This window comes from Candidatus Berkiella cookevillensis (genome assembly GCF_001431315.2).
Taxonomy (GTDB): domain Bacteria; phylum Pseudomonadota; class Gammaproteobacteria; order Berkiellales; family Berkiellaceae; genus Berkiella_A; species Berkiella_A cookevillensis.
In genome coordinates, this window is the sequence record NZ_LKHV02000001.1 from 1,322,879 (window position 1) to 1,348,219 (window position 25,341).

Annotated in this window: 25 protein-coding genes; 18 read left to right on the top strand and 7 right to left on the bottom strand. The window is 37.7% G+C overall.

The window, feature by feature from the left end; all coding sequences use genetic code 11:
- Positions 1–10: 10 nt before the first annotated feature.
- The 6 genes from CC99x_RS05605 to CC99x_RS05630 all read left to right on the top strand — a co-directional run bounded on the left by CC99x_RS05605 (position 11) and on the right by CC99x_RS05630 (position 4,111).
- A complete protein-coding gene (locus CC99x_RS05605; RefSeq protein ID WP_057622835.1) occupies positions 11–280 on the top strand; it encodes a septum formation initiator family protein in 270 nt (89 codons plus the stop codon).
- A 310-nt stretch (positions 281–590) separates the two neighbouring features.
- Entirely contained in the window at positions 591–1,316 is a 726-nt protein-coding gene (ispD, locus tag CC99x_RS05610; protein ID WP_057622833.1) for a 2-C-methyl-D-erythritol 4-phosphate cytidylyltransferase, read from the top strand.
- On the top strand, positions 1,316–1,819 hold the full coding sequence (gene ispF, locus CC99x_RS05615) for a 2-C-methyl-D-erythritol 2,4-cyclodiphosphate synthase (RefSeq protein WP_057623221.1): 504 nt from the start codon (positions 1,316–1,318) through the stop codon (positions 1,817–1,819). The genes ispD and ispF overlap by 1 nt, the downstream gene beginning before the upstream one ends.
- Positions 1,816–2,598 (top strand): 5'/3'-nucleotidase SurE, encoded by a 783-nt coding sequence (gene surE / locus CC99x_RS05620; protein ID WP_057622831.1) that lies wholly within the window; start codon positions 1,816–1,818, stop codon positions 2,596–2,598. Before ispF ends, surE begins: the two co-directional genes overlap by 4 nt.
- An 81-nt stretch (positions 2,599–2,679) precedes the next feature.
- Positions 2,680–3,267: a YqaA family protein gene (locus CC99x_RS05625; protein WP_057622829.1), complete on the top strand. Its 588-nt coding sequence runs from the start codon at positions 2,680–2,682 to the stop codon at positions 3,265–3,267.
- Entirely contained in the window at positions 3,251–4,111 is an 861-nt protein-coding gene (locus tag CC99x_RS05630) for a peptidoglycan DD-metalloendopeptidase family protein (protein ID WP_057622827.1), read from the top strand. Before CC99x_RS05625 ends, CC99x_RS05630 begins: the two co-directional genes overlap by 17 nt.
- A 27-nt stretch (positions 4,112–4,138) precedes the next feature.
- Here CC99x_RS05630 and CC99x_RS05635 read toward each other — a convergent pair whose 3' ends face one another.
- Positions 4,139–5,257 (bottom strand): hypothetical protein, encoded by a 1,119-nt coding sequence (locus CC99x_RS05635; protein WP_057622824.1) that lies wholly within the window; start codon positions 5,255–5,257, stop codon positions 4,139–4,141.
- A gap of 598 nt (positions 5,258–5,855) precedes the next feature.
- Between CC99x_RS05635 and CC99x_RS05640 the strand changes: the two genes are divergently transcribed.
- The 3 genes from CC99x_RS05640 (at position 5,856) to CC99x_RS05650 (ending at position 9,097) form a co-directional block, all read left to right on the top strand.
- Positions 5,856–6,701 (top strand): sigma-70 family RNA polymerase sigma factor, encoded by an 846-nt coding sequence (locus tag CC99x_RS05640; RefSeq protein ID WP_057622822.1) that lies wholly within the window; start codon positions 5,856–5,858, stop codon positions 6,699–6,701.
- Positions 6,702–7,034: 333 nt separating this feature from the next.
- Positions 7,035–7,505 (top strand): PaaI family thioesterase, encoded by a 471-nt coding sequence (locus CC99x_RS05645; RefSeq protein WP_057622820.1) that lies wholly within the window; start codon positions 7,035–7,037, stop codon positions 7,503–7,505.
- 341 nt (positions 7,506–7,846) lie between these two features.
- Complete coding sequence (locus CC99x_RS05650) at positions 7,847–9,097, top strand: DUF2608 domain-containing protein (RefSeq protein WP_057622818.1); 1,251 nt, start codon at positions 7,847–7,849, stop codon at positions 9,095–9,097.
- A gap of 649 nt (positions 9,098–9,746) precedes the next feature.
- Here the strand turns inward: CC99x_RS05650 and CC99x_RS05655 are convergent.
- Positions 9,747–11,441, bottom strand: a complete 1,695-nt coding sequence (locus tag CC99x_RS05655; RefSeq protein WP_057622816.1) for a S1C family serine protease — start codon at positions 11,439–11,441, stop codon at positions 9,747–9,749.
- Between the two features lie 304 nt (positions 11,442–11,745).
- On the opposite strand from CC99x_RS05655, the gene CC99x_RS05660 reads away from it, so the two are divergent.
- Entirely contained in the window at positions 11,746–13,260 is a 1,515-nt protein-coding gene (locus CC99x_RS05660; RefSeq protein WP_057622814.1) for a hypothetical protein, read from the top strand.
- Positions 13,261–13,319: 59 nt separating this feature from the next.
- On the opposite strand, the gene CC99x_RS05665 is transcribed toward CC99x_RS05660, so the two are convergent.
- Positions 13,320–13,913, bottom strand: a complete 594-nt coding sequence (locus CC99x_RS05665; RefSeq protein WP_057622812.1) for a hypothetical protein — start codon at positions 13,911–13,913, stop codon at positions 13,320–13,322.
- A gap of 178 nt (positions 13,914–14,091) precedes the next feature.
- Here CC99x_RS05665 and CC99x_RS05670 point away from each other — a divergent pair, with 178 nt between their 5' ends.
- A complete protein-coding gene (locus CC99x_RS05670) occupies positions 14,092–14,790 on the top strand; it encodes a histidine phosphatase family protein (RefSeq protein WP_057622811.1) in 699 nt (232 codons plus the stop codon).
- Positions 14,791–14,867: 77 nt separating this feature from the next.
- Here the strand turns inward: CC99x_RS05670 and CC99x_RS05675 are convergent, their stop codons facing one another.
- Entirely contained in the window at positions 14,868–16,919 is a 2,052-nt protein-coding gene (locus tag CC99x_RS05675; RefSeq protein ID WP_057622810.1) for an aminotransferase class I/II-fold pyridoxal phosphate-dependent enzyme, read from the bottom strand.
- A 206-nt stretch (positions 16,920–17,125) separates the two neighbouring features.
- Between CC99x_RS05675 and CC99x_RS05680 the strand changes: the two genes are divergently transcribed.
- The 3 genes from CC99x_RS05680 to CC99x_RS05690 all read left to right on the top strand — a co-directional run bounded on the left by CC99x_RS05680 (position 17,126) and on the right by CC99x_RS05690 (position 20,864).
- Complete coding sequence (locus CC99x_RS05680; protein ID WP_057622809.1) at positions 17,126–18,241, top strand: hypothetical protein; 1,116 nt, start codon at positions 17,126–17,128, stop codon at positions 18,239–18,241.
- 63 nt (positions 18,242–18,304) lie between these two features.
- Entirely contained in the window at positions 18,305–19,045 is a 741-nt protein-coding gene (locus CC99x_RS05685; RefSeq protein WP_057622807.1) for a PP2C family protein-serine/threonine phosphatase, read from the top strand.
- A gap of 196 nt (positions 19,046–19,241) precedes the next feature.
- Positions 19,242–20,864, top strand: a complete 1,623-nt coding sequence (locus CC99x_RS05690) for a hypothetical protein (protein WP_057622804.1) — start codon at positions 19,242–19,244, stop codon at positions 20,862–20,864.
- 59 nt (positions 20,865–20,923) lie between these two features.
- On the opposite strand, the gene CC99x_RS05695 is transcribed toward CC99x_RS05690, so the two are convergent.
- Complete coding sequence (locus CC99x_RS05695; protein ID WP_057622801.1) at positions 20,924–21,166, bottom strand: hypothetical protein; 243 nt, start codon at positions 21,164–21,166, stop codon at positions 20,924–20,926.
- A gap of 625 nt (positions 21,167–21,791) precedes the next feature.
- On the opposite strand from CC99x_RS05695, the gene CC99x_RS05700 reads away from it, so the two are divergent.
- The 3 genes from CC99x_RS05700 (at position 21,792) to CC99x_RS05710 (ending at position 23,573) form a co-directional block, all read left to right on the top strand.
- Positions 21,792–22,307: an HU family DNA-binding protein gene (locus CC99x_RS05700; RefSeq protein WP_057622799.1), complete on the top strand. Its 516-nt coding sequence runs from the start codon at positions 21,792–21,794 to the stop codon at positions 22,305–22,307.
- 172 nt (positions 22,308–22,479) lie between these two features.
- Positions 22,480–23,130 (top strand): pyridoxamine 5'-phosphate oxidase, encoded by a 651-nt coding sequence (pdxH, locus tag CC99x_RS05705; protein WP_057622797.1) that lies wholly within the window; start codon positions 22,480–22,482, stop codon positions 23,128–23,130.
- 203 nt (positions 23,131–23,333) lie between these two features.
- Positions 23,334–23,573, top strand: a complete 240-nt coding sequence (locus CC99x_RS05710) for a hypothetical protein (RefSeq protein ID WP_057622794.1) — start codon at positions 23,334–23,336, stop codon at positions 23,571–23,573.
- A gap of 55 nt (positions 23,574–23,628) precedes the next feature.
- On the opposite strand, the gene CC99x_RS05715 is transcribed toward CC99x_RS05710, so the two are convergent.
- Both CC99x_RS05715 and CC99x_RS05720 read right to left on the bottom strand, forming a co-directional pair.
- Positions 23,629–24,078, bottom strand: a complete 450-nt coding sequence (locus CC99x_RS05715; RefSeq protein ID WP_057622792.1) for a DMT family transporter — start codon at positions 24,076–24,078, stop codon at positions 23,629–23,631.
- Positions 24,079–24,090: 12 nt separating this feature from the next.
- Positions 24,091–24,753 (bottom strand): hypothetical protein, encoded by a 663-nt coding sequence (locus CC99x_RS05720; protein WP_057622790.1) that lies wholly within the window; start codon positions 24,751–24,753, stop codon positions 24,091–24,093.
- A gap of 240 nt (positions 24,754–24,993) precedes the next feature.
- Here CC99x_RS05720 and CC99x_RS05725 point away from each other — a divergent pair, with 240 nt between their 5' ends.
- On the top strand, positions 24,994–25,335 hold the full coding sequence (locus CC99x_RS05725) for a hypothetical protein (protein WP_057622788.1): 342 nt from the start codon (positions 24,994–24,996) through the stop codon (positions 25,333–25,335).
- The last annotated feature ends 6 nt before the right edge of the window (positions 25,336–25,341 follow it).

Sequence of the window (25,341 nt, forward strand, 5' to 3'; positions counted from 1 at the left end):
AAGTTAAAGTGTGAAAGGACTAACAATAGCTTTAATTGTATTATTTGCATTATTGCAAATTCGGCTGTTCTTTGGTGATGGATCGATTCCCAATTTGGTTGCGCTTAACGAACAAGTTGAGATTAAGCAAAAAGAAGTTGATAAGCTAAAAGAGCGTAATTTAACGCTCGAAGCAGAAGTGCAAGATCTGAAACATCAGCTGGGTGCTTTAGAAGAGCGGGCGCGAACAGACTTAGGCATGATTCAGAAGGGGGAGACCTTCTATCAGAATGTTAATTGAATTGACTTTTCGTTGTGCAGAGTGAGTGTTTTTATACTCGTAAAGCGAACAAAAGTACCCACTTTCTGAGGTGGGTTCACAAATTTCTACTAGATTGTCATCCCAGAATTTTGCGAAGCAAAATATCTGGGATCCACAGGCGCTTTGCGCCTGGTAGCCCAAAGGGCTACTGGATGCCAGCCTTCGCTGGCATGACATATTGTCTGATTTTTTCAGAATAGGGAACTTGTGGAGATGCCTTAGCTTTACAAAGTGAGAGAATTGCTCATATCAAAGAAATAAATGTAAAAATACAGGCAAATTTAAATAAATGACGAATAAATTTTTCATCATTATACCTGCGGCAGGTATTGGGCAACGATTCTTGCAAAATAGCGCTTTGCCTAAACAATATGAACGATTGCAGTCAAAAACAGTGCTTGAGCATGTGATTGATCTCTTTCTTGCTCAAAGCTGGATTACTGAAGTTGTTGTTGCGTTGCATCCAGAAGATAAATATTTCTCAAAAATATATGCCCAACGCGATGCTGAAGAGATACCCAAATTACGAACCGTCATCGGCGGTAAATCTCGAGCAGAATCTGTATGGAATGCCTTACACAGCATGCAAACAACAGTAAAAGCGCATGATTGGATTTTAGTACATGATGCTGCAAGACCTTGCCTCTCTCAACGTGATTTATTGAATTTAATTGCTCAGTTAAAAACCAATGATATAGGTGGTATTTTAGCGGAAAAGCTTGCTGGAACCATTAAACATTGTGAAGAGCAAAACACCATTGGACATACTGTGAACAGAGATAGATTGTGGCAAGCACTTACGCCACAAATGTTTAAGAATGATGTGCTCTATAAGAGTCTTGCTTATTGTTTTGAACGAAAATATATAATAACTGATGAAGCGCAAGCGGTTGAGCGATTTGGATTGCCTGTTAAATTGATTGAAGCACAAGATATTAATTTAAAAATCACCTATCCCAAAGATTTGGCGCTGGCGAATGCTATTCTGGCTAGTCAAGAGGTATGCTTATCATGATTCGAATTGGTCATGGTTATGATATTCATCGCCTGGAATCAAATGTGCAAAAAAATGGTATTATTTTAGGCGGAATTGAGATCCCTTATGAAAAAAATTTTGTTGCACATTCGGATGGAGATGTGCTCATTCATGCATTAATTGATGCCTTATTAGGTGCTGCTGGATTAGGGGATATTGGTCAACATTTTCCAGATACGGATCCAAAATACAAGAATGCAGATTCGCGTATCTTATTGCAAAATGTTTTACAAAAAATAACAAAGCTTAATTACTGCGTTAATAATGTAGATATTACTATTATTGCGGAGAAACCCAAATTGGCGCCTCATATCTCAACGATGAGAGAATGTTTGGCAGCGGAACTGCAAATTTCTTATGCTGATGTAAATGTCAAAGCTAAAACCAATGAGCAGTGTGATGCAGTAGGGCATCGTGAAGCGATTGTTGTTTTTGCTGTCGTGACCTTGCTAAATGATTCATTGATGGAGAAAGTAGTTTGAGCGAAAATACTAAAACGCAAATTTTAATCAGTAATGATGACGGCGTGCATGCACCCGGTATTGCACATTTAGCAACATCCCTTTCTGAGCTTGCCGATATTATTGTTGTTGCACCAGATAGAGATAGAAGTGCAGCCAGCAATTCTTTAACCTTGGATCAGCCTTTACGTGTCATTAAGCAACCGAATGGTTTTTATTCTGTCACAGGGACACCAACAGACAGTGTGCATATTGCCATTACAGGTTGGCTAGACAGCCATCCAGATATGATTGTCTCGGGTATTAACTGCGGCGCTAATTTAGGCGATGATGTACTGTATTCAGGCACGGTTGCAGCAGCGATGGAAGGGCGTTTTTTGGGCTACCCAGCGATTGCCATTTCTTTGGTCTGTGATCATCGTGAACGACAGTATTTTGAAACAGCTGCGGCTATTGCTAAGCAAATTGTTGCTAAAGCGATTGCGGGTGGACTATCAAAGAAAACCATTTTGAACGTAAATGTACCAAACCTTCCTTTAGATCAGATCAAGGGCTTTAAAGTAACGCGCTTGGGGTATAGACATATTGCGGAGCAGATTGTTCCTAGCCAAGATCCGCGTGGCAATCAAATTTTTTGGATAGGGCCTGCAGGTGTTGAGCAAGATGGCGGTCCTGGAACTGATTTTCATGCAATAAAATCAGGTTATGTCTCTATTACGCCGATTAAGGTAGATTTAACCGATTTTGAAATGATGGATAAAATTGTAAATTGGTCGAACGGCTTGGTTTTCAGTTTGTAGTATTCTTTCTTGAAGTTTTATTTTTTGGCGTTGCATATATAATGGCAATGGAAACCTTAGGGATAAGGTCAAGGGGGCTGCATGTTTAGTTACCTTTATGGCAAAGTGATAAGCTGGGCAAAACACCAATATGCACCTTACTATTTGGTGGGCGTGAGTTTTGCTGAGTCTTCTGTTTTTCCTATACCACCTGATGTCATGTTAATCCCAATGGTATTAGGTAAGCCACTTCGTGCTTGGCATTATGCGCTCATTACAACCATTGCATCTGTTATGGGAGGGGTATTAGGTTACTTAATTGGTTATTTTGCATTTGAGACAATTCATCATTCATTTATTGTAGAATTTGGTTATGAAGCAAAATATCAACAAGTCGTTAATTGGTTTGATCGTCATGGATGGCTTGCGATAGCCGTAGCAGGTAGTATTACGCCTATTCCCTATAAGTTATTTACCATTGCTGCAGGTGCAGTAAAAATGCCCTTGTGGAGCTTTGTCATTGCCTCAATGATAGGGCGAGCAAGTAGATTTTTTCTTGTCGCAGGGCTTGTTAAGTCTTTAGGAAAGACATTAGAAGAAAGATTGTTAAAATATGTCGATAGGATAGGTTGGGGCTTCGTTATATTAGGTCTTATTATTTATATTGGTTATTATGTCTTTAAAAATTAAAAAAATTATTTCAATTTCAGTATTGGCAATGCTAAGTGCAGGATGTTTTTCTTCTAAAATAGTCGATCCTGCCCCTGTATATTCTCTTCCTATCAAAGCAGAAAGTGTGCCAGAATTTCATACTGTAAAAGAAGGCGAAAGCTTGTATACGGTGGCATGGATTTATGATCTTGATTACCACAAAATCGCGAGCAACAATTATTTAAGCTCAAAAGCCTCGATTTATCCAGGACAAAAAATTTATCTTAAACGTCCGGCACCCGTTCATGGGGCTAGGCCAATTGCTCAACAATCTATTGAGATTAGGCCTGTTAATGCTAAACCTCAGCAAGCCACTATTGATCAAAAGCCAGTGAATACCAGTAGTGTAGCAAAAACGCCTACACCAGCTACATCATCTACCCAACCTGCAAATCAAGCAGCAAAACCTGCTTCTGTGGCTATAAATAATAATCAAAAAAATAATGCTCAATGGTTATGGCCAACAAATGCTAAAATTACTAAACTCTTTTCAGTGAAAGAGCAAGAGTACAATAAGGGTATAGATTTTTCTGGAAATTTAAATGATCCTATTTATGCAACAAAAGCAGGTAAAGTTGTGTATAGTGGAGAAGGTTTGAGAGGATATGGTAAATTGATCATCATTAAACATGATGAGTTATATTTGTCTGCTTACGCGCATAATAATGAACTACTTGTTCGTGAAGGAGATGAAGTTGCTCAAGGCAAGATCATTGCTAGAATGGGCAAAACAGACAGCCCTCATGTAAAATTGCATTTCCAGATTCGGAAAAATGGTCAGCCGGTTGATCCTTCTGGTTATTTAAAAGTAGCAGCTAAATGATACGATAGTGCCCCTTGCGAATAGAATTCATGTGCGAAGACTATATCGGGGGTATTGTCTTTGCCCCCTCACTGCTTTCTTGGGATGACTTGTCTTAGGGTGGGGGGCTTTTAATGGGGAATTGGCCGCTGTGTTCTTCATTTTCGAAAAAGGTAAATATGTGTTTTCGGAAGGCAAGACATTTTCCTCTGTTGTATTCGGTTTCTTCTCATCAAAAATTTTAATGACTTTCGCCAAATCTAAGCGCTCATCTTCACTAGACTCAATTAAATTGAATACTTTTCTGAATTTTGATGCAATGCTATCAAAAACGGCATTGAAAATTCTTCCAAAATGCGAATAAGCCACAGTACATGCAAAGAAATAGGAAAGCGTGTTTAAGGTAAATGAAGATAAATAATCTGCCAAGCAGATGCTTTCTATCGTTGATACCGCTGAGCTAAAGGCTAAATAAGCTGAACATATCATGATGCCACAAGAAAGAAGATATACAATCAGCTTGGGTATAGAATATCTTCCAATGCCTTGATAGGGATTGGAAAAATTTCTATCAATGATAATTCCCATTTTTCGCATACGGTTTTCAGGGCCATTGATAATATCGTGATAATTAGTCATTAACCGACATCCGGCAAAGAGTGTTATGAGCGAATAAGCCCAGCCCCATTTGAAGATAGTCGCTGCTGTAGCCAGCGTTGCGCCGGTCATTAAGGTATATGAAATAATGCTGCCAATCCAAGGTAAGTTTCTACCAAAGAATCCTAAATCATTTTCATTTAAGGACAAAGAGTAACTAAACTGGGACAATGAAGGTAGGCTTTGATCTTTATCGTGCTTTAACCAATCATTTAATTCATTTGAATGTACGGTTGGTGGTAATGCGATTTTTGCTTTCAATAAGGTTGTATAAATTCTTTCTAGGAGATTTATTGCACTGTAGATAGAGCATGAGAGTACGGCTGTTGGATGTGTTTCGTTTTTTAGTTTTAAGAGTTGGCTTGTAAGCTCGCAGTATAATACAGGATTCAGCGTGGAAAGCGCTGTCATCACTTTTTTTGATCTTATAATATAAGTAAGCTCAGGGATAAAAATATTGGTTGAATGGGTCGTTGGGATAATAGCAATAATGAGATCTTTGGAAAACATTAATAAGTTCTCTTTCTTCACTTATATAAAGACGCTAAATTTTAGACCGATTCTAATTATAATCTTTTGAGTGCTTAAATGCTAAACAAGAAAGACATAGTAAAACAACTAAATTGATAAATATAGTCTTTGCACATGAATTCTAGCGGCAAGGGGCACAATGTAGGTTTTGTTGCTGAGTGCTCCCCATGAATTAAGAATTTGTCGTTGCGAGCAATAAGACGCAGGAAAAAGGTGAAATAAGGGATAAACTATCACGTCTTTTGCGTGGCAATCTATCTTGAAGTCTTTCTTACTGCGCTCTTCTTAAAGATTTCATGATAGATTGCTTCGCTTTAGCCGTGATATTTTTGTGCTGTTTCAATCAATGATAGACGGCTTCCACTCGCAATGACGAACCTTTATTTGTGGGGATCACTCAGGGTTTTGTTGACAGCGCTCTCTCACTCGTCATGCGCAATAGATTTTATATGGGTGCAGTTACAATAAAGAAAGAGGGAGGTGAAAAAGTCAGTGTATTTTTTTATAAAATATAATGCGGGAACTTTTAGAGTTCCAGAGCTTTCAAACGGGTAGCTTAGCTTGAATGAGGTGCTGTATGAAAGCTGAAAATGCATACGTTCATGATCCGTCTGTTCAAAAATATATCAATTCGATCAAAAAAATTAATACTCTCAATGCAGAACAAGAAAAAGAAATCATAAAAAAAGCGCAACAAGGTGATAAAAAGGCTAAAAATATACTGATTAACGCACACTTAAAATTGGTTGTTAGCATTGCGAGAAGATATCAAAGACGCGGATTAGCCTTAAGTGATCTCATAGAAGAAGGCAATATGGGGCTTATATATGCTGTTGATAAATTTAATATAGAAGTAGGCGTACGATTTGCAAGTTATGCTACCTGGTGGATTAGACAAAGCATTGAAAGAGCACTGATGAATCAAACACGTTTGATTCGAGTGCCCATTTATTTTATTAAGAAATATAGTAAATTTTTAAGACTCAAAAATGAAATTGCTTTTCAAAAGAAACCTCGGCAATCGCCTGAAGAAATAGCGGAATATTTAAATATGAGTGTCGAGTCTGCTGATAAAGTGATAAATTTTGAGCAACAAGATATATCACTAGATTCTTTTGCAAAGCCAAATCAAACACCATTGTGGGATCTTTTATATGATGAACAGAATTTGGATCCTGTTGATGCAATTTCTCAAAAACATAACCATCTCTTGCTTGAAGGATTGCTAAAACATTTATCCGCGCAAGAGCTTGAAGTCCTTGAAAAGCGCTTCGGTATACATGGCTATGAGCATATGTCACTTGCAGAGATTGGCAAAGAATTAAATCTCACACGAGAGCGAGTAAGGCAAATTCAAAATAAAGCACTGCAACATTTGCACAAAGACTGTAAGTTAAATGGCTTTGATCTAAGGGGCTTATAATGGCTCCTGTGTTTTAAGTCAGGGTTTTTGCAGAAATTGACCTGTTATTATGTAAGCCTAGTCTTACAAGAAAGTAAGAGATCTGTTATTTATTCATTAAGCAGAATGGATAAATGCAGTGTCTTTTTAATAAAAAATATTAAAATACAAATAGATAAGAATAGAAAACTGGGCGACAAAATATGTGCGCAGCATTTGTGAGCATTGTGAAGCTATCCTTATCTGTTAATATTTCAAGTCATAAGGGAATGCGAAAGTTTCACAAGGATTCGTTAGTAGGGCAAGGGATTTGCCCTAATTTTATCTCAGAACGCACAATCATAAAATAAAATTATGTTTATTCCTTCTCAAAGTTTGCAAGATCAGTTCGCGCCGCATAATGCATGTTTTGGCTGTGGGCCATCAAATCTAAAGGGCTTACAAATAAAAAGTTATGTTGACGATGAGCGCGTCGTTGCTGTATGGCAAGGCCAGCCATTTCATGAAGCTTTTCCCGGTATGTTGAATGGAGGCATTATCGGTGCATTGCTTGATTGTCATTCCAATTGGACTGCTGCTTATCATTTAATGAAGCGCTCTAATCTAGAGAAACCGCCTTGCACCGTCACCGCTTATTTTAACGTCACATTGAAGCGCCCTACGCCCAGCGATAAAGAAATACAATTAATCGCGAAAATTCAAGAAATATCAGAAAATTCAGCAATTGTTGTTGCGGAACTGAATTTTGATAATAAACTTTGTGCAAGTTGTACAGGGAAGTTTGTGGCGGTGAGTGAAGGGCATCCTGCATTTCATCGCTGGTAAGCTTCACCGTTATGCTTTATGCGTTGTTGCTTGCGCTGTCTCGCAATCCTCATGTACTTTTCTGTACATTCCGGTTGCTCGCAGCTTAGCGCCTAGCCTAAAACATAACGGTGAAGCTTGGCGAGTTATGCTTTATGCGTTGTTGCTTGCGCTGTCTCGCAATCCTCATGTACTTTTCTGTACATTCCGGTTGCTCGCAGCTTAGCGCCTAGCCTAAAACATAACGGTGAAGCTTGGCGAGTTATGCTTTATGCGTTGTTGCTTGCGCTGTCTCGCAATCCTCATGCACTTCTTCGCATGAGTAAGTGGTTACCTCTATCCTTAAGTATCAGGAGTCTGCAATGCCAAAACCTAGTACATTGACGCTTGTATCCAAATCAGACAATGCACAAATCCTGGAAAGCGCTTGTTTTAAGGATGGGCAATATTTTATTGAGAAATGGCTCAGTAAAGGCAAAAGTGTTGCTGCATTATTTGATATAGATAATACCATTATCAGTTACAGGCATACACTGGGTACAGATCAGTGGTTTGCTTTTGATTTTAATAAATTCATAAACCAAGGTTTATCTACTCAACAGGCTAAAAGTAATACTTTAGTGAATTATTTAAATATTATTAAAAAAATTCATCCAGAAGATATCTATGTTGTAGAAGAGGATACGCCTGAGATTATTCGAGAAATCCAAGCGCTTGGGATAGACGTTTTGGCACTCACGAGTCGTGGCAGTTATTTATTAGAGGAAACCGTAGAACAACTTGCTCGATTTGGGATAGATTTCAATCAAGGTTCATATAAAGACGTCAATCAAAAATTAAGCCAAAGCGAAGAAGGTATTTTTTACAATGGAATGATTTTATCTGCTGGTCAACATAAAGGCGAGTGTTTATTTTCTTGTTTGCAAAAGGTTCCAGAATGTATTGTTATGTGGGATGATAGTTTGCTCAATCTCCAAAGAGTACAAGCTTCTATTGATGCGTACAATCAATCAAAACTATCTGAAGACAAAGCATTTACACCTGTTAAGTTTGTGGGTATTCGATATAGTAAATTGGATGCGTTGATTCAAAATGTGAAGCCAGAAGTTGTGGAGCTGCAGCGAAAATATAATGATCGCATTCTATCGGATGAGCATGCAAAATATATTATCAAAGCAGAGCGCAAAAAGACACGCCAACATTGTGTTGACATTGAATATCGGGGACAAGAAAATAAAATCTATTTATCCGTCAATAAATTTAAGATTTATAAAATCTTAAAAGATATAATGCCTGATATTGAGAAATATCAGATTTTAGGCACTGTAAAAGAGTTTTTCGGCAAACAGAGATTAGCTTGGCGTTTTGAGTTTACAAGCAAAGTGTTTCAGCCCTTGTTTCATAAACTTAGCCAGCATGGATTGATTTTGCAAGATCAATTTGATGTACTCCAAGCTGTCTTTTCTGAACCTAAAAAAACATTGATGACTACCTATCATTTACGTGCTAGGAGAATGTTATCCTGCGACAAAGTTGAGAGAGAGGCTCAACCACTCGATGCAGATGCTACAACAGATATTAAAATAGATACTCAATCGAAGATTCGATTATAAAACATTGGCACCTATGCAAGTAGGTGCTTGCGAAGTACCTTAGGCCTACTTTGTAATCAAACTACCCTGTGCACACATTTTATTTTTTAAAGACAGATTGGTTATTAAGTACTGTTGTTATCACCTACATTAAGTAATTTGTGTTGTCATGCCAGCGAAGGCTCTGATTGTTCCCTGCGAATAAATGCTCGTCATTGCGAGTGGAAGCCGTCTATCATTGATTGAAAAAGCACAAAAACATCACGGCTAAAGCGAAGCAATCTATCATGAAGTCTTTAAGAAGAGCACAGTAAGAAAGATTGCAAGATAGATTGCCACGCAAAAGACGTGATAGTTTATCTCTTATTTCACCTTTTTTCTGCGTCTTTTGCTCGCAACGACAAATTCTTAATTCGTGGGGATCACTCAGAGCCTTCGCTGGCATGACACAATATATTCTATTGTTTAAAGAAAATGTGTGCACAGGGTAGTTGTTATAAAAGGGGGCTGCCGTCTGCGGTGAGGGGACTTTCAAAGCAGAGATTTCAAAAAATCCATCTGCTCACTTAAGATGAGCTTCTTCCCTTGGTATCAAGGGAAGAACATCATTCACTTCGTTCATTTTTTAACTGACTACTACAATCAAAAAATGGTATTTTTGAGAAGCTTTCTAAGCTCTCATACGTTTCTTAAGAGACAAATGATGAGACTCAGATTTTTCATCTACAACATGAGCTTTTGCTTTGCTTAAGCTAAAGCTGGGTAGAAAGCTTCTGGCTTCAGGGCAGCCTGGCTTGTAGACAGGATCTTTCTTAAGGTCTTTAGAGCGATCTTGACGGATATCAAAATCTTTGAGTATACGCTTATGTGCATGCTGTGAGAGGTTTGGTACAGCAATCACATGACCATTATAGGTTTCAATCAGATGATTTTTCCCTGTATGAGATTCTGTTGCTTCAATGGCTTCTCTCATATTAGAAATGCGTTTTCCATTGATTCTTTTAACAACTTCTTCCTCATGGTGTTCATAGCCTTGATTATGATCGCAAGCAAGAATAGATTTAATGATAACCACTTCTTGACCTGGCTTTCTTTTTTCTTTTGCCGCATATTTAAATAGATTTTCGCCTACATTTGAATCTTCTAATAGGTTATCGGTAAGAGGGCAGAGTGCAATACCAGATATAAAAAAATAGGTGGGGGCTTCTTCATAGCGATGTTGTACTTTTTTGGTTGTTTGGAATCTATTTTGTAACAGAATATCAACTGAGATGCGTTCGTTGTTGCGTAATAAATCAATTTTAACTGCGTCACCAATAAAATGACTTGAAATTAAATAATCCAAATTTAATCTTTTGTTAAAATCAGTTTCTATTGTCCCATCATTTTTAACTTTATGACCATCAATGGCAAGAATAATGTCATTTGGCTTCAAAATGTTGCGAGCCGCCGATAATTTGGGGACAGATTTGACTCTGATGCCTGCTTCTTTCTCGGCAAGACCAAAATGTGCTCTGAGGTTATCATTTTTAAGTATTTGATATTTGAAATTTAAATCAGGAAAACCTTTGTAATTTTTTAAATCTAAGGCCTCTTTTAATAAATGCTCAATGATTGGTGTTGGGATAATGAAACCTAAGCCATCGCCCCTTGAGTCACCTTGAAATGCAACGCCTACTACTTTGCCGCCACTGATTGCAGGCCCTCCGCTATTACCAGGATTGATTTCAGCGCTTACCTGTGCTTGCAGCAAATTAGTGCCTGCTTGAACATAGGTGCCTACTTCAATACGTGATACCTTTCCTTCCGTAATGCACAATTCTTCACCGCCTATTGGAAAGCCATGTACGGTTAGTTTTTGCTGCATTTTAAGCATATCGCCTAATTCTAAAGCTTTGATTTGTGCCGTAAATTCTGGAGAGTCTACTTTAATGATTGCTAAATCACAGTCATTTTCAATGAGAAGTGCTTCTGCTTTATATTCTTCAGAATCATCTGATAACCTTACTTCCATTCGACCTATTTTGCTTGCCACATGTGCATTCGTGACTAAGAATGTTTGACCGAGATAGGAAACAGCAAAACCTGAGCCGGAATGACTATTTTGTATGGGGGGATGCCATGGGTTGTCATAATCATAATCTTTGGTTTTGACCATTACTTTAAAAACAGATTTAGAATAATTATCTATATCTCCATGGTTGTGGATATCTGAGTTGTCTTCAGAGGGTGATAGTTCTAACTCGGAGCTTTCAGATTCATTTTCAATGTCGCTTAGCACAAAAACTTCTTCATCGGATGAAACATCACTTGAGAATATAGGAGGCTGTCCATTTCGTTTGTGATTTTTTTTCGTTTTAGGCATAGATTAATTCCTTCCATGGGGTTCTGAGAATATTTTTCAATTGACCTAAAATACAGTACACAGAAATTAACCTGTTTGTAAATAGGCTGATAGATTAATCAGTCCGGGTATAATTTTAGTTGCCTGGGCGTAGCTTTCTACACAAGACAATTTTAGTAACTCATTGAAAAAATTAGAAATAAAAGAAGAGACACGCATCTTCTAGGGTTGTCATTTTCGCGATTGCTTGTTATGGGACTTTAAAGGAACTAATCATAATAAGCTAAGGTCAGAATAGGTAAGTTATAGTGAAGAGGTTTTTAATATGGCAAAAACAGGCGTACAACATTTAGCCATTGCTGGTGCAAAAGATAACAATTGCTTATTGAATTGCTTTGCACACAGCCTATTTTCATTGCCAGCTGAGGCATTACAGCGAATGGCAGAGAAAAATGCTTTTAAAGAATTGATAGAGGAATTTGAAAGTTATTATACTTTAGAAGACATCACTGTCGCAGATTTAATCAGCCTTCATGACTCTCTTCATTCTCCTTACGATCAAGAAATAATTTGGGGACCTGTATTAAGAAAATACATGGAAAAGACCTTAGACAATTTAACAGTCGCTGAGCGTACAGCATTAAAAGAAAATAAAGAATTACCAGAGACATTAATGTTAAAACTGGCCAAACACATGGCTGTAAATTTAACGATTCACAATAGTTACGATAATATACAAGCGCCTACCGTTCAGACTGTTGATAACCCATTTTTTTCTATGGTGCTTTATCATAGTCAGCAGGGAGGAGGACATTATGATTTTCTTTTTCCTGAAGATTCAACTGGAGAAAAAGCAAAAGCCTATAATGACTCTTTTGAAGAAGTTGAGAGTGAAACAGTCGTGGAAGGTCATACAATCAAAGAAACATTTAAGAAGCCGGTTCGCTCGCATTTGTATGACGTTTCTATGACCATAGGAGAAGAAGCACGAAAAACAGCTGTTAAAGAAGCTGTTGCCTTGTATATGAAAGAAATGCTTGCGACACGTCCTTTAGTATCTTCTTTGACAGCAGAAGGAACAACAGAAGAGGAGAGTCATGTAGCGACCATGAATTCGCCGCCAAAAGCCGTATTAGTTGCAAGACAGAAAAAAAGACCTAAATCTGAAGCTCACCACGTAGCGACTCTCGATACAAGTGATAGCGAACCAAGGGTTGGTGTACGATTTGAAACACCGTTGAAAAATTTGCACCAACAGCAGCAAATGAAAGTGGAAGAGGATGAGGATGAGGATAGCTATCAATTACGTGCTAAGAAACATGCTAAAAAGCCTCAAAATAAAGATGAAAGTGCTGATAAAAAAGAAGCACCTAAAATACCTATTGATGAGGCAACAGGCTTTCCTAAAGCATTTATTGAGAGACTGCCTATACTATTTCCCGATCAAGAGTGGGATCGGGATTTAAAAAAAGACAAAATTGGTATTCAGCACAAAACGGATGGTCGTAATATACAGATTACCCAAGATCCTCAGAAAGAAGAGGTCACCTTTAAATCTGGCAAAGGTGGCGTGAAAGATATGTTAAAATGCGCTAAAGCCTATGAGGAAGCAACTTCAGTGGAATATGTGCTTGAATATGAATTAAAAGCCGCTTCTGAAGAGCAAGCAAAGAAATTTATGCTGAAGATGAAAGAGAGTGGTTTAAATTTACATCAATTGAAAGATATTCGCATTCAAGGTAAACCACTGGATCCTGGTAAGCTGGAAGCATTGATCGAAGAGGTAATGCCAAGACCTAAACCATCACCTAAACCAAGCTTTGGGAGTCAAGGTGCTTAAATAAAAGGAATCATTCTCAAGACATCCCAGAATTTTGCGAGGCAGAATATCTGGGATTTCTAGTAACAATTCTTTATAAATTCCAATTCCTTCTCAGTCGTTGTTTTTTTAAGCATTCTACCCCAGGCTTTTACTTCATCTGGACGCTTCGCTTGTTTGGCGAGCTTTTCTAATCGATATTGTGCAATAGGGTTGCCATTGTATGCAAAGTATCCCATTTGAATATTCAGGCATCGATAAATTTCATCGTGTACACTTTCAGCTTCGTTTGAATCCAATACAAAAAAATTAAGTGCTAAGACACAGCTGCCTAAAGCATAATTTGCGGCTATGAGTTCGTCATTAATACATTCCGTTCTTTGCATATCTGTAGTCATTATTGCACGATAGCTTTCAATAATTTGTTGAGGGGTGGTCGAATCATTTTTTTTAATTGTATTGTCTTGCAAACCGACGAGCACACAATCTGCATCCATGCTGTCTGGAGAGCCACCACATTGATCGAGAATAGAAAGTAATTCTGTGCGTGTATTTTCGCTTGCTTTATGTGTTTTTATACTAGAAGCTACGGCATTGTAGAAATCAGCAGCATTAGCATTTACACTGAGCAGCAGTGTGATGGATAAGCTTAGTATCTTATATAATTTTTTCATAGTTTAGTGATAGTCTTCGCACATGAGTTTTACCCACAAGGGGCACAATGTCAGGGGTGTTGTCTTCGCTCTCTCGCAATCCTCATGTACTTTTGTGTACACTCCGGTTGCTCGAGGCTTGACGCCTACCTGAAAAATCATGTGCTGTGACTCTTATATTATTAAGGATGTTAGTCAAATGAAAAATAAAATATTTTTTATTTTTTCGCTTTTGTTGTTATGGCAACCCGCTGCGCAAGCACTACAAGAACGCCACTTAATTATTATTCATCATGCCGAAGGCGAACACAGTATTGTTGGTGTTGCGCACTCAAACCCTAAACACCCAGACTATCAAGATTCGCGTTTAACCGCAAAGGGGAAAGAACAGGCTCGTAATACAGCTGAACGACTGGTATTACATGGCTTTGATAACCGAAATATTGCAGCGGTCTTTGTCTCCCCTTTGCCCAGTGCTCAGGAGACTGCTGAAATTATTTCAGATTTTGGGATATTTCCACGTGAGAAAATAATTACAGACGATAGATTAATAGAAGCACAAGCAGGTGATTTAGAAGGCGAAGCCTTAGAAGGTCATATCAAAGATACTTGGCATGTTTCACAAGAAGAGGTCAAAAAATATGATTTAGAAACAAACTTTCAAGTTCGCACACGTATGATGCAGTTGTATGATCAGGCACAAAAACAATATTCTGAGGGGCATATTGTTTTTATTACGCATGGAACACCTGCGATGGAGCTTTTACAAGATATTATTCAGATTGAAGTAAGGCTGAACCCTTCAGAAGCTTATGTTTTACCTCTTGTCGCACGAAAATCCCAAAATACTACTTCGAACATTGTAGCTACTTTTGAATCTGCTGAACAAATGGGGTAGTGGATATTTAACCCTCATCTGGTTTTCCGTCAGATGAGGGTTAAATATGAGAGCGTGAATGAACTTAAGGACAGGCATTACCTTGTTCGAAATACGCTATAAGTAGCTTTTTTTCGCTTTTCTTTTCTTTGTGCAATCGGTAACTCTTCTTTTTTGTGCTTTTCAACACTTAAAGCCTTGGTTTTTGCTTTTGTTTGTATTGTTGTTTCATTTTTCTTTCTGTTGAAATTGATAAGAAATGCTTGGGATTCCGAGCGTGTTCGCATACTTGCGCTTTCTTTTTTATCTTTAGACTTTGGCTTCGATTCTGCGTCGTGAGCCTTGGTATTGGTGGCGATCGTTGGTACTTTAGTAATTGATTGAATTTTTGTTTTGGTTTGTGCTGGCTTTTCTTTTAACATCTCTTTGGGGTGATCGCTTAAGAGATTTAAGATACCTTTAATTCTTAAGAGTGCCTCGCAGATTTCTGCTTCTGTCATTGTAAGCGCAAAGCGTAAGGAAGGTGTGTTGAAGTGAAAATTCAACTCATTAGGTATGGTATGCACATCTGTTAAATAATCAAAAGCTTGGTGAAAATGTAAACTTTGATTTAATTGTGTTGTGCCTAAGTACTTGCCTTTGAATTGACTAAAATCTAATTGAACAAAGAAGCCTCCATCGGGATTATTCACCAAGCTTAAACCCTTAATGCCTTCTAATAAAAAATCTTTTAAAGATTTTTTGAAATTTTCAAGAGTATTAACCTTGGTTCTAATCTTTTTTCGCAGCGTTTTATCTTTAATGCTCTTAATGCCATGCACAATTGCATCGACTAAATTTCTACGAAAAATATATATTTCATTGTTTTCACTAAGATACTTATCTCGTTTAGATTTCTTGAGATCCATGACAGACTCAAGCGCAGTAATGGCATAGGTTGATATCATTGATTGTTGATCAAAAATACGCTCTGTCATAGGCTTTATGAGTGATTGAGGGCCAATTCCGACACCCGCACGCACGCCAGCTAATCCAAAACTCTTAGAGAAACTAAGCAGGGAAACAGTTTTATTAGATGCGCTAGAAGCAGAAAAAGAACCTGCTTTTTTGTTGCTTAACATAATATCTTTATGCGTTAAATCGTCGATGATGGTTAAATCATCAATATCTTTTATGGCATCTGCGATTTTATTAATTTCGTTTTGCTCTAAGACTGAACCCGCAGGCGTTTGTGGATTGATGCTCAAAAAACCACGTACTCTAGGGCAGTTTTTTAATGAATACTGCTCGAGAAAAAGTTTTGAAAATTGTTTTTGGGAGGTGATATTTGCTGCAACAAATTTATTTATTTGAGAGACTACTTCGTCACTTGCTTGAGTATTTTCTTCTATGAGTGTCCTTTTTAAGGATGTAAATAAATTTGCCAGTTCGTTTTTTGCCTGAGCTGAAATAAATGTTTGTAATAGCTGTGCATTTATTTCTAAATCTACTATAAATTTAGTTCTGAGCTTATCATTTATTTCTGTAATAAAAGTTTTAAGCTTTTGCGGAGATGGCTTAAATTCATCCTCTTTTTCCAAAGGAAAAGCTTTATAGTTTCCGCCGACATTAGTAATGCCATTCAACAACAGTCCATAGGTTGGATCTGTGACAACAATCACGTCGCCAGGCTGCTTTATCAGCGTTGAGAATAACACAGTAATAAGGTTATGTGTGCCATTGCCAATGATAGAATATTTCATGTGCGTATCTGCACTGTTATCAGTGAGAACATCAGAAGAAATTTTACTGTTTTTAGCAATAATATCTTCTTCTTGGCAGTAACGCTGTAAGCGTTTGGTCAGGGTGTCTGGGACATGATTTCCGCTATATTCAACAAGATCGCCTTCATCAATACTCTGAAGTTTTTTTATAACTTTTTTAGGTGCTAAAAAACCACTTGAGCCTACATCTGCCTTAATGACGTCTAAAACACTATACTTCAGCGCTGAGCTAGACAATCCCTCGCCAGAAACCAGCATCCAATTGTCTTTGACCAGCTTAAGCTTTTGCTTTTTGGAGGCTTGCTCAATCTCGATGCTCGGTAATTTAAGGCAATATTGATTAAAGGCGTGAATTTTTTTGCGAATAGTGTTTGTAAACTTCAACATAAACGGCGTGTTTAACTTTAAGGTAAATAACTAGGTTTGAATACTAACAATCTTATATTATTTTGTAAATAACCTCGGAAATAAATAATATAGCCCATTCTTTCTAGGTGTTTGTTGACAAACTTGTTTTGTTGTGATTGATAGCTTAAACAAAACATGGCATATAGCATAATCTTAAAATATAAAAAATGAGAGAAGGATAAATCATGGGGAATAGAAAAGAACAAGAAAACCAGGGGGCAAAAAGGCCTTTAGATTACTATATTTCTTTCTGTGTGATGACTGAAGGCGCAAATCCTATGGGGCATAGCTATCTTATGGTAAGCCAATATGATCCTTCTTTGGGCGTAGATGCAAAAGTTGAAGTGGTCAATGCCTTAGGATTTTATAGTGATTATATGCCTATTCTAGGTTTCAAACCGATTGCGCCAGGTAAAATAAAATCTGAAGATGCAAAGTATATTGCGGGGCGAGAAGGCTTATACCATAAAAGTTATAAAGTTTCATTTAAAGATGTAGAAACATTGCTATCCAATATTTTTAAAACAAAACAGTTGATGGATAGTCATCAACATGGCGCGCAAAAAAGAGTTACTTCTTGTCAAACTTGTGATCAACTGCCTACTTTTAATCTTTTTAAAAAGAAGAATTGTAAGCAATTTGTATTGAAAGAATTAGAAAAAATTGGCATTGATACAAGTGATCTTGTATCTCCTTTTGAAACGCCTCGTATGCTTCATTTAGCACCATTTAAAGTTGTAAAAGAGTCAGTGGCGGGGGCTGATGAGGCCTATTATTGGGCATCTCCCATCTGTTATGAAATTAAAGAGCCTGTGAAGCCGAGTGTTCAAGATACTGCCTTGCAAATGCAGCAGCAGAGCAGTGATGCATTGCAGATTTCTTTAGAAAGAATATTGAAAATATTATCTACACGTCAAAAAGAGCTTACTTCATTGCGACGTGTATCTTTGCCACTGAATAATGCCTGTAGCCAGCTGCTTGCTATACAAGCAGATGTAAACACACAAATGGTATATCCGGCACGTAATACTGCACCACAGCTTGCAAAATGGCTTAAGCAAATGCAAAAGAGCGTTGATAAATGTATCCTTGACTTAGAAAAAGAGGGCGTAGAATACAATTTAATTACTCTTTTAAAAGATTTTATAAAAGAAATGTTTAGTACGCTGCACGTGCGTTTGAAGGGGCAAGGCACAATGCCGCTTGTGCATTATTCAAACAGTAAAGATAGATGGGTATTTAATCAGGTAGAAGCGCTGGTTCCTGCTGTAAGAAAAAGACCATTAATGGTGCATTCATAGGGTTTAGGCAGCAAAAAATAGCTATGCTATAAGGAGAATGTTTACAACCTAAGTAAATAGCCCATGAAATTTAGCAGCTATCAAATAACACATATTGGTAAGCGGAAATCTAATCAAGATCGATATGCTCACGTCGAAACAGCACAGTGGGCATGTTATGTTGTGGCGGATGGCTTAGGTGGACATTATAAAGGTGAAGTAGCTGCAGGCAGTGTGTGCGATAGTATTGTTGTTGCTGCACCTTTGTTTGCAGATAGCATTTTGGTTGATCCCATCAAAGGTATGACGCAGTTTTTAAATGCTGCCATCAAACAGGCGCAAAGCTCTGTCATTGCAAAATACAATAAAATTGATACTCAAACAACACTGGCTCTTGCTTGGATAAATAAAAAAAATTTAGTGACGGCGCATATTGGTGATTCCCGAATTTATTTACTTAATAAGAAAGATGTTTTGTGGCGTACGCCCGATCATACGCAAGTACAGATTTTGTTTGAAAAAGGGCTAATATCAGAAGCGGAGATCGCAGATCACCCTTTACAAAATCAACTATTAAACGCTATTAATATGTTTGATGCGCCCGATCCTGATATTTTTGTGCATCCTCCCATAGAGACAGATGAGACCGTGCTACTCTGTACTGATGGATTTTGGGGATTGTGTCCGACGCAGGATTTAATGGCCATTGCAAAAAGCAACGGCACTTTATCAAAGAAGCTTAATGGCCTTGTCGAAAAGTACATTTCTTTAGCAGTTGATGAATGTGACAATATTACCGCTCAGGTAGTAAGGCTCAAAGCATAAATCATAGTCTTATAGTCTTCACACACTTTCCTATCAGACTACTTAAAATAATCAGGTTTTTTCTTAGTTTAAGTCTCAAAGGCTTTTGACAAAAGATAGTTAAACGGCTATTATCGATTCACCTTAGATAGTGACTGTCTACATTCACTCCATTTCTATACTATGTGTAATCTTTGCTAAGTTCTTGGAGCAAAATATGGCTTTAGCCGGTTCTTTGAGTGGTACTTCTCAAAAATACTCTTTAAATCAGCTGAATAACCTCTTGGTTTTGACGCTACATTATCTTAATTTTGATACTGAACTCCTTTTTAAGTTTAACGCAGATGAATTCATGGTGAATGAATTTAAAGAGAGGGTTTTGCCCTTATTAGCATCTATTTCATCCTTGACAGATGCGCAGATTCATCGTTATGGTGCAGAGTTAAGCTCCTTGAAAGAGAGCCTTATCAGAAAGTCTCGTAGTGTTGCTTTTGAGCAGGTTGTTGAGCCACTTGCTGTAAGCACAAGCAGTGAAGCTGTACCTATAGATGAAGAAGGGGATAAAATTAGAAATCTACTTGCTGAGATTCATTTAATCTTTAGCGATGAAAAGTATCGTACCTCAAACCCGCATCATGTGTGGGCGGTGTTGGCAAAATCTGTTTTTATGGAATGTAATTTATTCGATCATCGATTTGAGAATTATTGTATTAGTTATGATGTGCGTGCCAATATGATCAGAATCCAATTTTCGGAGCTGGTGATTCAGCACTTGGCATCGCATTTAGCCTTTGAAAGAAATGGCAATACGCCTAAACCCTTTCCTTCAGAACAAGCCTATATATCACAGCAATGTTTCATTTATCTGATTGCCCAGCTGCATCAATTAGGCCATATACAATTAGCATCTGCACTTCATAATATGCTTTATCTTGCAAAGAAATGCTCATTGTCTCGAGGCAGTGGTATGTCGACGGCTCAGCTTGCTGCTGTTTTTTCGCCTGTTTTTATTCAAGCCTTTGGTTTGTTTAATAAAATTTATACGGTTGGAAATGGGTATACCACAGAAGAGAGTTTAAGAATTGGCAGACAGTATAATTTAATGTCTCTTATTATTGCCAATGCATTGACCTCTGATACTTTTAATTATTTTTATACGCATCCTTATACTTTAGAAAAATATGATCGAATCTCTACATCTTCTTTAGCAGTGCCTCTATCGCTCAGTGATTTTTCTTATTTACCTGATTTAATGGCTGGTGGGCAGTCTTTATTTGAATTAATTTCAAGTCATTTGCCACGTGAGGAAGATGCAAGCCGTAGTCTATTAACCGCCTTTAAAGAGCTTACCTTCGGTAAGAAAAAGTCCTCTGTAAATGTGCCACGACATCGTGTTTCAGCACCAGAATTATCTGAGCCTTCTTCTTCATCTACAGCCAGTGTTCCTGTATCTTTAGCACCGTTTGTGCGATCTCTTTCTTCAGAGCCAAGTTCTAGTCCTGTAGTATCGGAAACAGTATCCTTTACATCGTCTCCGACCATTGTTTCTCCTTTACCATTATCTACGCTTAGTTTAGCAAAAGATCACTTTGGAGATGGTGCGACTATCACACGGCCTTTGGGTCAAATGGCAAGAGGGCGTTCGAGCGATGGGGCTTCGTCGCCACGTGGGTTTCCACCTCAGCGTTCATCAGAGAGAGGGGCTCTGAAAACGACAGATAGAGATGCGATTCCGCCTGTGAGTGGATCTACTAGCAGTGCAACTGAAATTGAGTTAGATGCTGAATCAGAAAAAACTAAAACAAAGAGACCAGGTTTGGGTAAGCATATCTTTAGCTGATGTCTTAATCTCAAATCAATACAAAAAAGCCGCTCTTAAAGCGGCTTTTTTATGTTCGATTAATAGTAATAATAATCAACAACAACAACTTCATCATAGTAGTAAGAAGGGTAAGGATCATACCAGGTATCTACTACTGTATATGAATAAGGATAAGTAGAATAAGAGTAAGGATATGGATTAGAAAGTGCTGCTACGATAACAGCCGCTGTCATAACTGCACCTAAAACGATGGTTGCTTCCACAACGCCGCCTGTACCGCCAGAAACATTTTGTGCTTCGATAGTGGTTATATCACGCATATTTAACTCCTAATTAATTAATAATAACCTACATGTCTAGGTGGGCTTAAAGGTAACAGCCTTGATTTTGAAAGACAATAAAATGCTCAGATAAACAGATAAGTGGTAAGTGGGTTAGGATAAGTGGTATTCATTGGCAGATTAGTTGAATGACAAATTTATAAGGGTGTAAGTACATTAAAAAACAATATAAATGCTCACCTTTTTTTATGAGAAATGAACAATAGGCATATTTCTCTATTTTCAGAGTTTTCAGAAAAAGATTACAGCACTTTGATCAAGATTGTGCTTCAGATTTAGAATCTACCTTGCCGCTTTTATGTGGTGTTATGTTTTTGCGCATATCTTTTCTCAATGCACCACCCACAAGAGGCAATGTAGGTGACGCGTTCAAGGGAATGAGTCCCAAGAGCATACAAATAGTGCAAACGAAAGGTGGGAGAGCGTTGTCAACAAAGCCTAAAATTCGAATGTAATAAGTCTTCGTCAGTACGAGAAATAAGGTGTGTAAGATTTGGTATTACAGCTTATTTGTATTATTTTTCGCTAAACGAGCGATAAATCTTTTCAATAGCTTATTAGTTATGATATTGTGTTTTTGGTTTAAACCCGGAGGAAATCATAGATGGCAACGAAGAAGAAAGGGACAACAAAAGCTCGCAAAACTTCAACAACGAAGAAAGCGACAGCTAAAGCTAAGACAGCTACTAAGACAGTAAAGTCTAGAACAACTTCAAAAGCAAAAGCGTCAAAAGCGAAAGCAACGAAGTCCACAAAGAAAGCAACCTCAGCAAGCAGCACAGCTAAAATAGTGAAGCTTCCTACTAATGTTGTTGCGCAAAAACAATCTAAAGCTCAAATCTTCACCGATATCTCTGAATGCACAGGTTTGTCAAAAGCAGATGTCAAAAATGTATTTGCTGCACTTAGAAATCTTGTAGAAAGACATTTAAAAGGTAAAGGCTCAGGTCAATTTAGCATTCCTGAATTAGGTGTTAAAATCCGCAGAGTGTCTAAGAAAGCGACCAAAGCTAGAAAAGGCAGAAACCCATTCACGGGTGAAGAAATCACCATTCCAGCTAAACCAGCTCGTAAAGCTGTAAGAGCTACAGTGCTCAAAACCTTAAAAGAGGTTGTTTAGTTTCTAATATAAATCCCAGACTATGTTAATTTACTTAGTATTAAATATGCTGAGCAACTTGATATTTCTGGGATTTTATTTTTTTATATCGTTTTTTTCCAAAATGTCTCAATCATAAGTAACATTCCCAAAAACTCATACGCTGTGACTATAGTATTGTGCGAGCTATAATATGAATTTATCTGAGCTAAGACGAGAGTATGGATCTTTAACTTTAGATGAAGAAGATGCGCGTAAACACAATGGTAACCCTATCTCTTTATTTGAGGCTTGGCTAGCCTTTGCTATTTCTAAAGGTGTTGAAGATGCAACGGCTTTTGTATTGGCAACCATTGATGCGCAACAGAGGCCTGATACAAGAATTGTATTATTAAAAGAAATTAAAAATAATGGCTTTGTTTTTTTTACGCATTATACGAGTAAAAAAGCGGAGCAAATCCATCAAAAGAATAACGTTGCAATGAATTTTTATTGGCCCGCACTGGCCAGGCAAGTCAGAGTGCGTGGCAGTATCCAGAAAACATCAAGACTCGATGCAGAGCATTATTTTTCAAGTCGCCCACTAGAAAGTCAAATTAGCACATGTATTTCAAATCAAAGCAGTATTATAGAAAACAGAAATATGCTTGAAATGCGTTTTCAAGAATATATGCAAGAAATGAATAGTCGTCATAATACATTGTCTTGTCCATTAGAATGGGGGGGCTATATCATAAAGCCCGTTGAGATCGAGTTTTTCCAAGGCCGAGATCGACGTTTGCACGATAGGCTTCTTTTTTCGCTTGAGCATAATGCTTGGAATGTTTGTCGTTTAGCGCCTTAATAATATCTCAGAAATTTCCCACATATTTATGTTATGTGTATAATCACGAATAAGCTAATTAACTTATAAGCGAGCTAGCATGAGCGATAGATGGTTTTTCAAAGCAGATGAATGGTAGTCAGATTGCTAGGCATTTAAAATCTCCTCAGGTATGATTACGCTTTATTCAGTTCAGACAATTTATATATAACTAGGAGATTGAAATGAGAAATTTATCTGTAAATGAAGTTGCAAATGTATCTGGTGGCGCTATTGGTGATGTTGATGAGTACACTTTTGCATTATTTCCTAATGAACAAATGGTTGGCGTACAATTAACGGTAGTTGGTTATGATAAAGTAACTTGGATTGAAAAAGGTTTCTGGATGGACACCATTCATGAAGAATTGTATCCAATTTATGACGTTCAGCCTATCTTAAAATCTAATGGATTTTTCTTCTAAGATAAATATATCTTGGATAAAAAAAAGCGGTAATTTCTTACCGCTTTTTTTTTATTTAAAATTTTCTAATTAAAATAACGCCGATAATTAAAAATATGGCGCCCAATACTCGCCAAGCATTGAGTGTGTTTACTTCGAAGCCGACTAAGCCATAATGATCTAGAATCAAGCTTGCCAACATTTGACCTGTCACAACAAAAGCCACTAGCTGGGCTGCACCAATTTTTGGGGCTGCAACGATGGTGAGTGTTACATAGAGCGCACCCAGCAAACCGCCCATCCATACCCACCAGGGTAATTGTTGTAAAGAATGCGTTGATGGAATTGTTTGTTTAGAGGTCAGTATGTATAAAACCAATGCTATAGTGCCTATTAAAAAAGAAGACAGTGCGGCTATCATCGGATTTTGTAGGCCTTTTGACAAAGAGGCATTCATGCCGATCTGTATTGCCAAAGATGCACCGCTGACGAATGCAAGTATGGTATATAAGGAAAAGAATTGCATTGAATAGTTGCCTTATGGTTTAGGAATGAGTTTGAGCGTATTTGTGTCTTTCACACATTCATCTTCAGGGGCAGCAGCAGGATCTGAAGAGGCAGCGATATCTTGATCTTGTGCTATGCCATCATAAAGAGAGGTAAATACAGGGCTTGTAGACGCTTCAATCATGCGTAAATTTTCAGCTATTTCACTACACTGTTTGAGTGATTCTTGCATTTTTTCCCTAATGCTGTCGAAACAAAAGTCTGTAATACTGAGAAGTTTTGCTAATGCCTGATGTGCATTGGGAGCATGTTCAGAATCATAGAGCATTTGTTGAATTGCATTGACTGTTTTCATAGCAAGCAAGGAGATAACCTCGTGAGCAATGCGTTCGCGAGCATCATGACCGAGCAGTAGATTCTTATCTATTTCTTGCGGCGCAATCCTGTCGACGAAAGATTGATGCTTATCCATTTCGATTGTGCTTTGAAATTCAGCTCGATGTATTTTTGTGCCGTGAATAGCGTATTCCAAGGGCAATTTGGCTTCAGTAAAAGGGGCGAGCAAAGAAGGCGTTAATAGTTGTAGATTGCCATCCGGTTTTTTGAGTAATTGATGAATGACGCTTGTGCAATGATTTTTAGCACCGATACAGAGTTCTCTGCTATTAGAAAATGGCATTGTAAATTCTAGCATATAGGTTCCTGATAAAAGTTATATGACTTGATTTTTTGTGTGCACAGTATGGATATAGAAAGGCTTGAAAACAAGCCTCTCTTAACCTTACACTCCGGTTTGAGAAAGTACTCTTTCCATTTGGTGTTTTTGTTGTCTACACGCCTCTCACAATCGAGTTGTGCAGAAGAATCTAAAACTCAATTGTCCTGAGTATATATAGTTCATAGAGAGATCACGATACGCTTTTTTGAGGAACTAATGGCGAAGAAGAAAGAAGATAAAGTTTGGGTAGAAGTTGAAGTTAATAAATTTACCGATGGTATCACTGTATTTCGTGGTCGAATGCACAAAAAGGACATAGAAGCTTGGTCAAATGGAGAGTTGGTTGACTGTAGTATTAAGTTGGAAAAAACATATTGGTTTGTTGGAGAAAATATTTGCACCTTAGGCAATGGGGAAGGCAATGCTCGCCAATATACCGGCGATACTTACATAAGAGTGGATGCTATTATGCTTATTTTTGTGCTAAAAGAAGACAGTTATCCTAACAATCTTGTTGCAAGTACGGATAATATTTTTCCTTTCCCTGGACGACAATAGTAGCAT

What these genes read in the sequence shown, in the direction of transcription:
- CC99x_RS05660 (WP_057622814.1), top strand. Translation starts at nt 11,746, where the DNA reads ATGGCAAAAACAGGCGTACAACATTTAGCCATTGCTGGTGCAAAAGAT.
- CC99x_RS05670 (WP_057622811.1), top strand. Translation starts at nt 14,092, where the DNA reads ATGAAAAATAAAATATTTTTTATTTTTTCGCTTTTGTTGTTATGGCAA.
- CC99x_RS05630 (WP_057622827.1), top strand. Translation starts at nt 3,251, where the DNA reads ATGTCTTTAAAAATTAAAAAAATTATTTCAATTTCAGTATTGGCAATG.
- CC99x_RS05720 (WP_057622790.1), bottom strand. Translation starts at nt 24,753, where the DNA reads ATGCTAGAATTTACAATGCCATTTTCTAATAGCAGAGAACTCTGTATC.
- CC99x_RS05645 (WP_057622820.1), top strand. Translation starts at nt 7,035, where the DNA reads ATGTTTATTCCTTCTCAAAGTTTGCAAGATCAGTTCGCGCCGCATAAT.
- ispD (WP_057622833.1), top strand. Translation starts at nt 591, where the DNA reads ATGACGAATAAATTTTTCATCATTATACCTGCGGCAGGTATTGGGCAA.
- CC99x_RS05710 (WP_057622794.1), top strand. Translation starts at nt 23,334, where the DNA reads ATGAGAAATTTATCTGTAAATGAAGTTGCAAATGTATCTGGTGGCGCT.
- CC99x_RS05625 (WP_057622829.1), top strand. Translation starts at nt 2,680, where the DNA reads ATGTTTAGTTACCTTTATGGCAAAGTGATAAGCTGGGCAAAACACCAA.
- CC99x_RS05695 (WP_057622801.1), bottom strand. Translation starts at nt 21,166, where the DNA reads ATGCGTGATATAACCACTATCGAAGCACAAAATGTTTCTGGCGGTACA.
- CC99x_RS05680 (WP_057622809.1), top strand. Translation starts at nt 17,126, where the DNA reads ATGGGGAATAGAAAAGAACAAGAAAACCAGGGGGCAAAAAGGCCTTTA.
- CC99x_RS05715 (WP_057622792.1), bottom strand. Translation starts at nt 24,078, where the DNA reads ATGCAATTCTTTTCCTTATATACCATACTTGCATTCGTCAGCGGTGCA.
- CC99x_RS05655 (WP_057622816.1), bottom strand. Translation starts at nt 11,441, where the DNA reads ATGCCTAAAACGAAAAAAAATCACAAACGAAATGGACAGCCTCCTATA.
- CC99x_RS05690 (WP_057622804.1), top strand. Translation starts at nt 19,242, where the DNA reads ATGGCTTTAGCCGGTTCTTTGAGTGGTACTTCTCAAAAATACTCTTTA.
- CC99x_RS05635 (WP_057622824.1), bottom strand. Translation starts at nt 5,257, where the DNA reads ATGTTTTCCAAAGATCTCATTATTGCTATTATCCCAACGACCCATTCA.
- CC99x_RS05685 (WP_057622807.1), top strand. Translation starts at nt 18,305, where the DNA reads ATGAAATTTAGCAGCTATCAAATAACACATATTGGTAAGCGGAAATCT.
- CC99x_RS05650 (WP_057622818.1), top strand. Translation starts at nt 7,847, where the DNA reads ATGCCAAAACCTAGTACATTGACGCTTGTATCCAAATCAGACAATGCA.
- CC99x_RS05665 (WP_057622812.1), bottom strand. Translation starts at nt 13,913, where the DNA reads ATGAAAAAATTATATAAGATACTAAGCTTATCCATCACACTGCTGCTC.
- pdxH (WP_057622797.1), top strand. Translation starts at nt 22,480, where the DNA reads ATGAATTTATCTGAGCTAAGACGAGAGTATGGATCTTTAACTTTAGAT.
- CC99x_RS05700 (WP_057622799.1), top strand. Translation starts at nt 21,792, where the DNA reads ATGGCAACGAAGAAGAAAGGGACAACAAAAGCTCGCAAAACTTCAACA.
- CC99x_RS05725 (WP_057622788.1), top strand. Translation starts at nt 24,994, where the DNA reads ATGGCGAAGAAGAAAGAAGATAAAGTTTGGGTAGAAGTTGAAGTTAAT.
- CC99x_RS05675 (WP_057622810.1), bottom strand. Translation starts at nt 16,919, where the DNA reads ATGTTGAAGTTTACAAACACTATTCGCAAAAAAATTCACGCCTTTAAT.
- CC99x_RS05640 (WP_057622822.1), top strand. Translation starts at nt 5,856, where the DNA reads ATGAAAGCTGAAAATGCATACGTTCATGATCCGTCTGTTCAAAAATAT.